We start from the raw sequence: 13,078 nt of genomic DNA, 5'->3' as shown, positions 1-13,078 counted from the left end.
CTTTCGCTTCCTGCGCATCAACCCAGGAACGCAACCCTCCCAGATCCTTAATCAGGTCCAGGGTCCGCCCCGCATCCAGGCCGACCACCGCCGCCACAGCCACCCCGCCCACCAACACCGGCCGATCAGCTGACGCTTCCCGATCAGCTGCCGGGGCGGTCCACACCGCGCCGACGCCCAACGGACCACCCGGACCATACCCACCAGACGCCCCACCAGACGTCCCCGAAGAACCGCCCGAAGCCCCCGCGGGCGTGTTCGAGGACCCACCCGCGGACGCCCCAGTGGACGTACCCGCAGACGTATCTGCGGGCCCTCTACTGGAGCCGGAGTCCGGGCCGGATTCGGGAACGAATCCCGTTCCGGTAGAAGAAGCTGTACTGCTTTTCATACCTTCATTCCATCATCGGGCACTGACAAAACAAGGTCCGCAGGAAGGCACCCGGAAAAGAATTTTGAACTATTTTTCCTGGCAGATCAAAGTTTTGGATCGGCGGCATAAAGGGAACCACAACCCACCCGCTGAGGCGTTAGATCGGGCCCTCACAGGCCCGATGACCCACCAGAGCTCACGGTTCGGCGAAGAGGACGGGAAAGGAAGACGGCGGGGCGGAAGTGCTAACCCACGTGGTCCCGCCAGCTATGCTGCGGGTCGAAACCGATCACACTGCGAGCATGATCGATGGAGAGTAGCGTCTCGTGCTCGCCAACATCCTTGACCACTTCTACGTCAGGAAATACCTCGGCCGCAAGGGATGCGCTCGACCGGCTCATCACCGTGTCGGCCGCCGCGATGATGAACCTATCGAAGCCGGGGCCAGCATTCTCCAGCGCGCGCTGCACCGCCTGCGCGCCGTCGCGACCGTCAATGTACCCCCAGAGATTCCATTTTCGGGCCATCGCATCCTCATCAAAGGACGGAAACTCGACGTAATCCTCGGGATCCATGACGTTGGAGAACCGCAACGCCGTAATGCTCAACTGCGGATCCCAACGCGTCAGCTGGATCGCCATCTCCTCCTCGAGGTGCTTCACGAGCGAATAGGTGCTCTCCGGCCGGGCCGCGTATTCCTCATCGACGGGGATGTAGGGGGGATCCTCGTCGAACGGCAGGCCCAGCACCGTCTCGCTAGAGGCGTAGACAATCTTCCGGATTCCCGCCCTGCGGCACCCCTGAAACACGTTGTAGGTGGACAGCATGTTGTTGTGGAAGGTCGCCACATCCGCCTGGAGACCGGGCGCCGGGATGGCCGCAAGGTGCACGACGGCGTCGAAGCCGCTGTGCCGATCGTCGACGCCCATCAGCGCATCAACAACCTGTCCGTAATCGGTCAGATTGATCTTCAGGAACCCGGGGTCCCGTTCCCCCTGCAGATCCATTCCGAGCACCTCATGGCCGGCCGCCCGCAGTACTTTCGTGACAGTGCGCCCCAGTTTGCCGCTGGTTCCGGTGACCGCGAGCCTCATACGGGCCGCTCCTCGGGCGAGACGGTCTTTGCGGGATCGGTCTCGGCCATTGAGCCGATGGCCTCCTCGATCTTCGCCATCACCTCCGGCTCAAGGGTCACGCTCGACGCCACCGCGTTTGATTTGACCTGCTCCGGCTTGGACGCGCCAATAATCGCTGCTGCAACATTCTTGTTCTGCAGTACCCAGGCCACAGCCAACTGCGCCATCGTCAGGCCCAGATCATCGGCGATCGGCTGGAGCTTCTGGACGCCGGTAAGAGTCTCATCGGACATCCATCGCTTGATCATGTTCGAACCGCCCTTCTCGTCGGCAGCCCGCGATCCCTGCTCCGGAGTTCCACCCGGCTGGTACTTACCGGTCAGCACACCCTGAGCCACCGGTGACCAGACAATCTGGGACAGCCCCAGCTCCTCCGATACCGGAACCACCTCTTCCTCAATCACCCGCCACAGCATCGAGTACTGCGGCTGATTGGAAATCAGCTGAAACCCCAGGTCCTTCGCCAGCGCATGCCCGGCCCGGATCTGCCGCGCATCCCATTCGCTGACCCCGATGTACAGCGCCTTGCCCTGGCGGACGACGTCGGCGAAGGCCTGCATGGTTTCTTCGAGGGGTGTTTCGTGGTCGTAGCGGTGCGCCTGATAAAGGTCGACATAGTCGGTCTGGAGTCGTTCGAGTGAACCGTTTATCGACTCCATGATGTGCTTGCGGGAGAGTCCGACGTCATTGGGACCCTTCGGCCCGGTGGGTCCCCACACCTTGGTGAAAATCTCCAGGGATTGGCGCCGCTCGCCCTTCAATGCTTCGCCGAGCACCGTCTCGGCGGCAGTGTTGGCGTATACATCCGCTGTGTCAAAACTGGTGATGCCCACATCCAGTGCCGCGCGCACGCACTGGGTGGCGACGTCGTTCTCCACCTGCGAGCCGTGGGTCAGCCAGTTGCCGTAGGTGATTTCCGAGATCTTGAATCCGCTATGTCCGAGGTATCGATAGTCCATGCTTCCGATGCTATGGCACTCGCCGACGAATGGGGAGGGCCGCCGGGGGAATCCTGACGGTCGCCGTCAGGGCCAACCGTTACACTGAACTGTCTTTGTATCACCACTGATTGAGGGATTTTGGTTAAGTTCACCGCGCGTCTAGCCACGGCCGAGGAGCGGGACAATTGGGACGCGTTGGTGACAGCAAACCCCAACGGCGGAAATATTCTTCAGTCGGCATCTTTCGCGGAAGTGAAGTCACACCACGGCTGGACCCTCCAATTCCTGGTTTTCGAGTGCCCGGACTACACCACGTACAACTTGGTGATCGAGAAGCGGCTGCCCCTCCTGGGTGCCCTCTGGTACCTCATCAAGGGTCCCGATGTGGCGGATCCCGCCCACGTACCAGCCATCCTGGATGCCTGCCGCGATCTGGTCCGCTCCGGGCGGCACAAAGTCTTTGCCGTGAAGGTGGAACCCGACATCCCGGCCGACGACGACGTCGACCGGCTGTTCCTGAATGCGGGCCTGGTCAAGACCTTCGACCTGCAACCCAACGATCACACAGCAATCCTTGACACCACCCCGGAGCCGAACCAGTTGCTGCGCAATCTTCATTCGCGGGGTCGCAATGCCGTGAGACGAGCCATCCGCGAGGGCGTCGAAGTGCGCCGGATGGAACCCACCGACGAAAATTTCAGCACCATGTACCGGCTGATGGCTCACATTGAGGATCGCTCGGCCGCGAAGCTCCGCTCCTACGACTATTACAGCCGGTTCTGGAAGAACTTCTCCGATGCAGGCCAGGGCCGACTGTACTTCGTCTACGAGGACGGCGAACCTTCGGTGGGAGCGTTTGTCATCAACTACGGGTTGAAGGGTACCTACAAGGACGGCGGGTCCAAACCCAAGCGTTCCCAGTACGGTGACTCCCATCTGGTGCAGTGGCAAGCCATCAACGATCTGAAGGAAGAGTTTGGGATTATGGAGTACGACTTCTGCGGCACCCCGCCCAGCGACCGGCTCAAAGATCCCACCCATCAGCACCACGGACTGGGACTGTTCAAAACCAGTTTCACCAGAACTGTGACGGACTTTGTCGGCTGTTATGACCTGCCACTCAGTGCGTGGAAGTATCGGGTGTGGAACGCCATTGGCGAACGGGTCGCTCGACAAATCTACTGGCGCAGACACCACCAACCGTTCTACTAAACACCAGCTCCGCTTCTCGCGGGCACACCGGACGAAGGGGTGAATCCCATGGGTGAGAAGACCGAGGCCGACGACGGCCGCAACCCCAACACCAACCCCGCCCCGGTAGCAGAACAGCTGCCGATCGTCCCCACCGCCGGTACCGCGGGCAGCTCGCGCCCGCCGGGCGTCCCGCCGGCCGCCCGGCCGGTCCACTCGCTGCCAGGGACCCCCGGCGCTCCGGCAACCGGAGAACGCCCGGTGCCAACTGGACGCGCACGGGCAACCAGCAAACCAGACAGGGCCTCGACGGCGAAAACCAAGACTCGGCCCCGTCAGGTAAACGGGAAGCCCGACCGCAGGACATACTCAACACCGACCGACGCGCTGCCCACCACACCACGCTCGGTCCGTCCGGACCGGTCAAACGCCGCTGCCCGCAAGGTGCTTCGACGCCTGGTCCAGGGAGAGGCGCCGCCCACCCAGGCGATGAGCATCGTGGAACGGTTGGCTGGCAGCCCCTACGCCAACCCCATGATCCAGGCCGTCGGTCCGGATATCAACGCCCGCAGGACCCTCGATTTCGCGCTCGGCCTGGCCGAGACGATGTTCCGCTACGGCGCCGGTGCCCTCGAAGTTGAAACCAGCATCATCGCGGTCACCGCAGCGTTTGGGCTGGATAACATTGAGGTGGACATCACCAACCAGTCGGTCATCCTCAACTACTCGGCGAAGGACCAGGCCCCGGTTACGGTATTACGTGTTGTCCGCTCGTGGACCAACAACTATGCCGGTCTGCTGAAAGTGCACCAGCTCGTGACTGACATCGTCGACGGCGGGACCTCCCGGATCGACGCCGCAGCGCGCCTGGATGAGATTACCCACAAACCTAAACCCTTCCCCCGCTGGATGGTGACCGCAGCGTTCGGCATCTTCGGTGCTGCCATCGTGAGTTTCATCGGCGGTGGTCCGCTGGAGTCGTTCATCAGTTTCGCCAGCTGCATTGGTGTCGACCTCCTGTCCCGGCAGCTGGGGAAATGGCGGGTCCCGGAATTCTTCGCCGTCGCCACTTCAGCGGGGATGGTCACTATCGTCGCCATGTTCTTCTGGTGGCTCGACATTGGAGTAGCCCCGTCGCTGGTGGTCGTGGGCGGCATTTTGTTGCTCCTACCCACAGGTCGTCTCGTCTCGGCTACCCAGGATGCGATCAACGGGTACCCGGTCACGGCGGCTGGCAGGTATCTATCAGCATTTCTGGTGTTCGCCGCAATCATCTCGGGAATCGCCGTCGCCCTGGTGGCGGGAGCGTTGGTCGGTATCCCTGAACTCCAGTTGACGACGTCGGCCGAATCCCTCTACCCGCTGCCGGTGGTTGCAGTGCTGGTCTTCATCGCCGTTGCGATGATTTGCGTGGCGGAGCAGACCGACATGAAACTGGTCCTCCCCACATCCCTCATCGGGGTCACAGGGTTCCTGCTGTACTCGCTGGTGGTCACGCTGGGGGTAGGTTACCGGTTGGCCCCTGCGATCGCTGCCGTGCTGATCGGGATGCTGGCCAGGATGGTGGCGCTGAGGATGGGCGCACCACAGCTGGTCGTGGCGGTCCCTGCGGTGATGTTCCTCTATCCGGGGCTGATGGTGTTCAGGTCAATGTATGGACTGACCATCGAGGCCGAGCTGGTGGGCGCCGGAAGTAACAGCCTGTTTAACGCACTGACCATCATCTTGGCCATTGCCGGCGGGGTGGTTCTTGGTGACAACCTGGCCCGACCGCTCACGAAAGGTGTCGGCAGCAACGAACGTCGTCGCAACCGTCGTCGTTAGCTACTGCAGCTGCCAGTCCACCGGATCGGCGCCCAGCTCAGTAAGCAGTGCGTTGGACCGGGAGAACGGTCGGCTGCCGAAAAACCCTCGTGATGCGGACAGCGGACTGGGATGGACAGACTCGATCACCGGAGTATCGCCCAGCAGCGGCTTGATCTGCTGGGCGTCCCGCCCCCACAGCACAGCAACCAGCGGCAGTTTCCTGGCGACGAGTGCTTCGACGGCCGCGCTGGTGACCACATTCCAGCCCAGTCGGCGGTGCGAGGCGGCGTCACCGGCCCGCACCGTCAGGACCCGGTTCAGGAGGAGCACCCCCTGCTCAGCCCACCCCGTAAGATCCCCGTGAGCGGGAACTGAGGCGCCGGTATCGGCGGCGAGCTCCCGGTAAATGTTGACCAGGCTCCTCGGAAGGGGACGGGTGGCGCCCGCTACTGAAAACGATAGCCCGACGGCGTGTCCCGGCGTCGGGTACGGGTCCTGGCCGAGAATCAGCACCTTGACCTGATCCAGGGGGTAGCTGAATGCCCGAAGAATGTGCTGCGCAGCGGGGAGCACCTCTGCGCCGCCGTCGACCTCCGCACGCAGGCGATCAGCGAGAAGATGCAGCTGTGGCTCAACCGGCGCCAGGGCGGCAGCCCAGGACGGATGGACGACATCGGCCACCGGGGCCGGTGCCGCGAAAGGGAACGCAGGGCTGACCGGACCGGTGGACGGTTTGGGGGAGGGGGTTGGCTCGGGGAAGAGAGCGCTCTGGTAATCCGACACCATCCCATCCTTGTGCCCCAGCGCGCCAAATGACAACAGTGTTATTCCCAATTACCATGAAGGGCAGACCAGGTGGCGTGCCAGCACGCTGCATCCAGCTAAGGGGCGATCGGTAGTGACTGAGGCAGCGAGCGCTGACAATGTGGTGCACCCGGAACCTGGGAGCCCCCGCAAGGCGGACGTACTAGGAGATCGGGAGCAGCAGATGCTGGCCCTTGAACGCCAATGGTGGAAGTACTCGGGAGCCAAGGAACAGGCCATCCGGGAGCTGTTCGATCTGTCGGCTACCCACTACTACCAGATCCTCAACGCCACGATCGATACCGAGGCGGCGTTGGCTCACGACCCCATGCTGGTCAAACGACTGCGTAGACTACGTACATCCCGTCAGCGCGCGCGCTCGGCCCGCCGACTCGGCGCTGACATCTGAACGCTCCAGGCGACCTCTTTCCAGCGGCAATATTCAAGGACTACGCAACATTATGAGCCAATACCCCCGGGACGAGTTCGACAAAATCCCCGAATCCGCATCGCGGCAGGGAGTTCACCGGGAGAGGCTGGTTCCCCCGCGGTCCAGCGGACTGGCGTTGAAACTTATTGTGGGAGTGCTGGCGCTCGCCGTCGGGCTGGCCGCGTACTTCATCCTCCCGCGGCTGGGTATCGGCGAGGGCGCAGCGCCCGCGTCCAGTCGGGCCTCCAGCGCACCTGCCTCCGAAACTGCGACGTCGGAGCCGTCACCCTCGCTATCACCCGACGACGAGACCTTCGAGCCTTCACCGCCCGAAGCAAGTCCGCCCGAAGCAAGACCGTCCGAGGAACCGACCACCGAGCCACCGACCACCGTGCCCACGACGACTTCGCCATCACCGGGCGAGGACCCGACGGCGATCGATCGAACCCAGCCAGTGAACGTCTACAACTCCACCGGCATCGGCGGGCTGGCCGGCTCGGCTGCCGGCCGGGTTTCCGGCGGAGGCTGGGCTGTCGGCCAGATCGCTGACTGGGGTGGCGTTCCACCACAAACCTCAGTGATCTTCTATAACAACGCCTCCCAGCTGGCCGCAGCACAGGAATTGGCTGGCATCTTGAGGATTCCGACCCTGGTAGAGACCACCGAAGTGTCTCCCAACATCACTGTGGTTGTCGGACCCGGGTTCCAGTAGGCATGTACTCAGACGCTGAAGCGGCGAACCTCTACAACCTTCTGAACTCGTGGGATGCCAGTGACGGGGGCGTATGTGCCGCTCGGCATGGCTGCCGAGTCAGTGCTCGACGTCGGCTGTGGAACGGATGGGTACCTGCACCGGCTCCGCGATGACGGGCACCGGGGACGTCTGGTCGGTCGCGCGCGTGGGAGACCTGGACGCCGGACAACGCCCAGGACGTGGTCGACGGCGCCGGTCGCCCCTTGCGCATCGTCCATCATGTCGAGGGGCTCGACGGCGACGTGGTGACGTCAACCGAAACCACCGCGAACCCGGACGGCACGACCCTTCGCGCGGACCGCGCACGTCCGCGGTTCCTGGACGCGGATTCCCTCGACAGGTTCCTGGCTGATGCAGGATTCGCGATGGCATCCCGTCACGGCGGCTGGGCGGGCGAGCCATTCACCGCATCGAGTGCCACCATTCTCACCTCCGTGCGGGCTGTCTCCGATGGCCGGATCTCAAGTCATGCTGGAAGGGCAACAGATCCGGCTGCACGACTGGAATGCGACGGATCTTTCCGCCTACCGCGGTGGAACGGCCCCTACTTCCCGCCGCCCACGGAACAGGATGCCGACGACGCCGTGACACGGATCAGCTCACAGCTGGACACCGACGAATGGCCCGGGGTGCGGTGGCGGCTGGTGATCGCCGATCGGCTGACCAACCTGCTGGTGGGGACTGTTTCCTGGCACTGGGAATCGAAGGAAACCGACTGGCCCAGGGCCGGAATGACCGTGTTTGACCCGTCAATGCGGGGTCGGGGAGTAGGTACCGAGGCGCTCGCATTGTGGGCGGACTATCTGTTCACGGCGACAGCCTTCCGCCGCCTGGATTTTTCCACCTGGTCCGGTAACCTCGCCATGTGCGGTGTGGGAGCGAAGCTGGGATGGACCGAAGAGGCCAGGTTTCGTGACGCGCGGGTGGTGCGCGGGACCGTGTACGACTCGGTGGTCTACGGCGTGACCCGTGTTCAATGGGAGAGCCGTCACTTGCACTCAGACAGTCAGAGTGCTAATTATTGAGTTAGCACTCTAAGCCGCTGACTGCTAATTGTTGGTGGTTTTGGATGTGACACGCACACCACTGTGGTGAGGTTCTCGGCAGGACGTAAAGAGATCGTCCGGCCGTTATCCGTCCGTCGCGGGCACCGCAGCAGGTGAGCACAAAGTTTGCTGATAAGCAGGACTGTCCCCGAAAGGACCTAAGCCACTATGGCCAAGATCATTTCTTTTGATGAAGAGGCACGCCGCGGCCTTGAGCGAGGGCTCAACATCCTCGCCGACGCCGTCAAGGTAACGCTGGGCCCACGCGGCCGCAACGTAGTCCTTGAAAAGAAGTGGGGCGCCCCCACGATCACCAACGATGGTGTATCCATCGCCAAGGAGATCGAACTGGACGACCCGTTTGAAAAGATCGGCGCAGAGCTGGTTAAGGAAGTTGCCAAGAAGACTGACGATGTCGCCGGCGACGGTACCACCACCGCCACCGTTCTTGCACAGGCACTGGTCAAGGAAGGCCTGCGGAACGTCGCCGCCGGCGCCGACCCCCTGAGCCTGAAGCGCGGCATCGAGAAGGCTGTTGAAGCAGTCACTCGTGAGCTCCTCGCCTCCGCCAAGGAAATCGAAACCAAGGAAGAGATCGCTGCCACGGCATCCATCTCCGCCGGCGACAACGAGATTGGCGCCCTGATTGCCGAAGCACTGGACAAGGTCGGCAAAGAAGGCGTCATCACCGTCGAGGAATCAAACACTTTCGGCCTCGAGCTTGAGCTCACCGAGGGCATGCGGTTCGACAAGGGATACATCTCCGGTTACTTCGTTACTGACGCCGAGCGCCAGGAAACCGTGCTGGAAGACCCGTACATCCTGATCGTCAACTCCAAAATCGCTAACGTCAAGGACCTGGTTGCTGTTCTCGAAAAGGTCATGCAGTCCGGCAAGCCCCTGCTGATCATCGCCGAGGACATCGAAGGCGAAGCGTTGGCCACCCTGGTTGTCAACAAGATCCGTGGCACGTTCAAGTCGGTAGCCGTCAAGGCCCCAGGCTTCGGCGACCGCCGCAAGGCCCAACTGGCCGACATCGCCATCCTCACCGGTGGCCAGGTTATTGCCGAGGAAGTGGGTCTCAAGCTTGAGAACGCGACCCTTGACCTCCTGGGAAGCGCACGCAAGGTAGTTGTCACCAAGGACGAGACCACCATCGTCGAGGGTGCAGGCAACGCCGAGGAGATCGCCGGACGCGTCAGCCAGATCCGCGCCGAGATCGAAAACTCCGATTCCGACTACGACCGCGAGAAGCTGCAGGAACGCCTGGCCAAGCTGGCCGGCGGCGTTGCAGTCATCAAGGCCGGAGCAGCAACTGAGGTTGAGCTCAAGGAGCGCAAGCACCGCATCGAAGATGCAGTCCGCAACGCCAAGGCAGCAGTCGAAGAGGGAATCGTCGCCGGTGGCGGCGTTGCCCTCATTCAGGCTGGCGCCAAGGCTTTCGCCTCACTGCAGCTCGAAGGCGACGAGGCAACCGGCGCGAACATTGTTCGCGTTGCCATCGACGCCCCGCTGAAGCAGATCGCCTTCAACGCTGGCCTCGAGCCAGGCGTGGTCGTCGACAAGGTCCGCGGACTGCCTGCAGGTCACGGCCTGAACGCAGCCACTGGGGTCTACGAAGACCTGCTGGCTGCCGGAGTCAATGACCCCGTAAAGGTGACCCGCTCTGCCCTGCAGAACGCGGCCTCCATCGCTGGTCTGTTCCTCACCACCGAAGCCGTCGTAGCTGACAAGCCTGAAAAGGCTGCAGCCGGTGGCGGCGGCGGAGACGACATGGGAGGAATGGGCGGAATGGGCGGCTTCTAGCCCCCGTTAGGTCCAGTAGCTCACCAACGCTGTTCAGGAAGGACGGTATCCCACCCGGGGTGCCGTCCTTCCGGCGTTGGTCGGCGAAAGGACGCTATGACCCAGGTACAAGGTACTACGAGCTCAGGGCAGGTGCGGTGCTGTGCCGGTTTGACCCGGCACGGGGGCCCAAGGCAGGTGTGGCTCAGTACAGGAACATCCTGGCGTTGCTCAGCTCGGCGTCGGCGTACTGCTGGATGGCAACTGTCAAGGCTTGGTTGAGCTCCGCGAGCGACTCCTCGACCCGCGCCTGGGTGGCACGCCACTGCCTCACTGCCTCCAGAAAGTTGGCTGCAGCCTGGCCCTTCCACAGCATCTCAATATCGAACAGCCCGGCCTGCATGGTGTTCACCTCGGACTGCAGGCGGCCGATGGTGCCCTGAACCTCGTTGCTTTTGGCTGCAAGCGCGTCTGTGTCGACCTGAAAGTTTGTCATCATGGATCTCCTCATCTGCTGACACCTTCGACCCTAGGCCCAGGATGAACGGCAACGGAGGCGAAGCCCCCACATGTGGATAAGGCTCTCGGATTCAGGAACCCGTGGAGGGGGAGTCCTCAGTCTCGGGGGCGCTGTACGGCAATCGGATCGACAGGGTCGCGCCGCCACCGGGCGTCTCCTCCAGCCGGACCGAACCGTCATGCTGGGCTACCAGGGCGGCAACAATCGCCAGCCCCAGGCCGGTGCCCCCGGTTTCCCGATACCTCGACGAATCGGCCCGGTAGAATCGCTCGAAGACCCGGGCCGCGTCGTCCTCGGAAATGCCGGGGCCGTGGTCCCTGACTTCGATGACCGAGTCCATTCGGTCGTGGATTACCGGCTCAACGCCGACGGCAATCTCGATGGGGGTGCCGTCAGGGGTGTAGCGCAGCGCATTGGTCATCAGGTTCGCCACCACCTGCCGCAGCCGTGCCTCGTCGCCCACCGTTGGAGCGGATCGGGCCTGCCCGCCGTCGAGACCGATCACCGTGATCGCCCGGTCCGGGGCGATGGCGCGGGCGTCCAGGGCGGCGTCGTTACCCAGAATGACCAGGTCCAGCGGCTCGGATTTCAGCGGGCGCTGTTCGTCGATCCGGGCCAGGGTCAGTAGATCTTCGACCAGCTCGCCCATCCGCTTGGCTTCGCTCTCGATCCGGCCCATCGCCGACCGCACGTCGTCGTCGTTCTGCAGGGCACCGTGCCGGTACAACTCCGAGAACCCCCTGATGGTCACCAGCGGGGTACGCAGTTCATGGGAAGCATCGGCCACGAAGCGGCGCATCTTGCGTTCGGATTCGGTGCGGGCGGAGAAGGCGGCCTCAATATGGGCGAGCATCGCGTTGACGGAGCGGGACAGACGCCCCACCTCGGTGGCGGGCCGCTCCACCTCGACCCGTCGGGACAGGTCGCCGGCGGCAATCGCCGCAGCGGTCCGTTCCACCCGCCCGAGGGGTCTGAATTGCCGGGTCACTGCAACGAAGGCGATACCGCTGGCCACGATTGTGGCACCGAGGCCGACGACGAAGATGATCTGCCCTGCCTCCTCAAGAGACCCGTTGATGGTGGACAGATTCGACGCGATGGCGACGCTTCCCTGCCCGTTAGTCAGCTCGATGAGGACCACCCGCCAGCCGGGGCTACCCGGGGCGCTGCCGGGAACGGAGAAGCCCACCTGCCTCCGCTCAATCACGGCCTCAACGCTCACCTCCGGAATGACCGGCACATCGGTCGATTCTTCGGGCAGGGTCGACCTGACCTTCTGCCCCGCCTGATTTCTCAGCTCGCCGTAGAACCTGAGCAGGGTCCCATCGGAAGCACCTGCGGGAAGAATATTCTGAGCCACGTCGTATGCGTTGGCGCGAATGTCCCGATCCATCTGGTCGAGGAGGCTGTTGCGTAACAACGAAACGGTGACGATTCCGGTAATCGCAATGGTGACCACCATGAGCAACGTCATGGTGGCGACCAGTTGGGTGCGCAACGACGCGGCTTTCCACCGATCGACCAGGTCCAAGCCTGGCCTACCGCTTGTCGGAGGTGCGCAGCAGGTAGCCAACGCCTCTCTTGGTCTGGATTAGGGCTACAGCATCGGGATTCTTGTCGATCTTGCGCCGTAGGTAGGAAATATAGGACTCAACAATCGAGGCGTCACCGTTGAAGTCGTACTCCCACACGTGATCGAGGATCTGCGCCTTGGAGAGCACCCGGTTGGGGTTCATCATCAGGTAACGCAGCAACTTGAACTCGGTGGGGGACAAGTCAATGACCTCCCCGGCCCGGCGTACCTCGTGGGCGTCGTCGTCGAGCTCAAGATCGTCAACCCGGATCACAGCGTCGTCGTCGTCCATCGGTTGGGTGCGGCGGAGCACAGCGCGGATCCTGGCCACCACCTCATCAAGACTGAACGGCTTGGTGACGTAGTCGTCGCCGCCCACGGTGAGCCCGGTGACCTTGTCGTCAGTGTCATCGCGGGCGGTCAGGAACACCACGGGGAAGTGCCGGCCAGCGGCACGTAGCCGGCGGGTGACGGTGAAACCGTCCATATCCGGGAGCATGACGTCGAGGACTGCCAGGTCTGGGTTGTGGGTCTCGGCAGCGGCCAGCGCCTCACGGCCATTGGCCGCGGCGACGACGTCGAAACCGGCGAACCTGAGGGAGGTGGAGAGGAGCTCACGAATATTCGGCTCGTCGTCCACTACGAGAAGTTTTGCTTCGGGTCCAGTCTTTTTCACAGTTCCCAGTATCCTCCCAGACACTGGGAGTTCGCTGGATGGT

Annotated in this window: 12 protein-coding genes and 1 pseudogene; 6 read left to right on the top strand and 7 right to left on the bottom strand. The window is 63.0% G+C overall.

Annotated elements, in window-relative coordinates:
* From ACX80G_RS02215 to ACX80G_RS02205, 3 genes and pseudogenes are all read right to left on the bottom strand, one after another.
* A pseudogene (locus ACX80G_RS02215) lies at positions 1-391 on the bottom strand (hypothetical protein); the annotation flags it as partial.
* A gap of 227 nt (positions 392-618) precedes the next feature.
* The gene (locus ACX80G_RS02210) at positions 619-1,467 is read right to left on the bottom strand and encodes an NAD-dependent epimerase/dehydratase family protein (RefSeq protein WP_459305329.1); all 849 of its coding nucleotides are present in this window, start codon (positions 1,465-1,467) and stop codon (positions 619-621) included.
* Positions 1,464-2,468, bottom strand: a complete 1,005-nt coding sequence (locus ACX80G_RS02205) for an aldo/keto reductase family protein (protein WP_459305328.1) — start codon at positions 2,466-2,468, stop codon at positions 1,464-1,466. The genes ACX80G_RS02210 and ACX80G_RS02205 overlap by 4 nt, the downstream gene beginning before the upstream one ends.
* 120 nt (positions 2,469-2,588) lie before the next feature.
* Between ACX80G_RS02205 and ACX80G_RS02200 the strand changes: the two genes are divergently transcribed.
* Together ACX80G_RS02200 and ACX80G_RS02195 are read left to right on the top strand one after the other, a co-directional pair.
* Positions 2,589-3,662, top strand: coding sequence for a lipid II:glycine glycyltransferase FemX (locus tag ACX80G_RS02200; RefSeq protein ID WP_459305327.1), 1,074 nt, complete (start codon positions 2,589-2,591; stop codon positions 3,660-3,662).
* 48 nt (positions 3,663-3,710) lie between these two features.
* Entirely contained in the window at positions 3,711-5,465 is a 1,755-nt protein-coding gene (locus ACX80G_RS02195; protein ID WP_459305326.1) for a threonine/serine exporter family protein, read from the top strand.
* Here ACX80G_RS02195 and ACX80G_RS02190 read toward each other — a convergent pair whose 3' ends face one another.
* Positions 5,466-6,230 (bottom strand): uracil-DNA glycosylase, encoded by a 765-nt coding sequence (locus ACX80G_RS02190; RefSeq protein WP_459305355.1) that lies wholly within the window; start codon positions 6,228-6,230, stop codon positions 5,466-5,468.
* A 142-nt stretch (positions 6,231-6,372) separates the two neighbouring features.
* Between ACX80G_RS02190 and ACX80G_RS02185 the strand changes: the two genes are divergently transcribed.
* The 4 genes from ACX80G_RS02185 (at position 6,373) to groL (ending at position 10,287) form a co-directional block, all read left to right on the top strand.
* Positions 6,373-6,660: a DUF3263 domain-containing protein gene (locus tag ACX80G_RS02185; protein WP_459305354.1), complete on the top strand. Its 288-nt coding sequence runs from the start codon at positions 6,373-6,375 to the stop codon at positions 6,658-6,660.
* A gap of 52 nt (positions 6,661-6,712) precedes the next feature.
* Entirely contained in the window at positions 6,713-7,393 is a 681-nt protein-coding gene (locus tag ACX80G_RS02180; RefSeq protein WP_459305325.1) for a LytR C-terminal domain-containing protein, read from the top strand.
* Positions 7,394-7,614: 221 nt separating this feature from the next.
* Positions 7,615-8,460: a GNAT family N-acetyltransferase gene (locus ACX80G_RS02175; RefSeq protein ID WP_459305324.1), complete on the top strand. Its 846-nt coding sequence runs from the start codon at positions 7,615-7,617 to the stop codon at positions 8,458-8,460.
* A 189-nt stretch (positions 8,461-8,649) separates the two neighbouring features.
* Positions 8,650-10,287, top strand: coding sequence for a chaperonin GroEL (gene groL, locus ACX80G_RS02170; RefSeq protein WP_459305323.1), 1,638 nt, complete (start codon positions 8,650-8,652; stop codon positions 10,285-10,287).
* A 184-nt stretch (positions 10,288-10,471) separates the two neighbouring features.
* Here groL and ACX80G_RS02165 read toward each other — a convergent pair whose 3' ends face one another.
* The 3 genes from ACX80G_RS02165 to ACX80G_RS02155 all read right to left on the bottom strand — a co-directional run bounded on the left by ACX80G_RS02165 (position 10,472) and on the right by ACX80G_RS02155 (position 13,035).
* A complete protein-coding gene (locus tag ACX80G_RS02165; RefSeq protein ID WP_459305322.1) occupies positions 10,472-10,765 on the bottom strand; it encodes a WXG100 family type VII secretion target in 294 nt (97 codons plus the stop codon).
* Positions 10,766-10,856: 91 nt separating this feature from the next.
* On the bottom strand, positions 10,857-12,317 hold the full coding sequence (locus tag ACX80G_RS02160; RefSeq protein WP_459305321.1) for a sensor histidine kinase: 1,461 nt from the start codon (positions 12,315-12,317) through the stop codon (positions 10,857-10,859).
* 7 nt (positions 12,318-12,324) lie between these two features.
* Positions 12,325-13,035, bottom strand: a complete 711-nt coding sequence (locus ACX80G_RS02155) for a response regulator transcription factor (protein ID WP_019483824.1) — start codon at positions 13,033-13,035, stop codon at positions 12,325-12,327.
* Positions 13,036-13,078: the final 43 nt, after the last annotated feature.

Source organism: Arthrobacter glycogeni (assembly GCF_054510815.1).
Note: the sequence above shows the minus strand (reverse complement) of the source record. Positions and strands in the feature narration are given on the sequence as shown.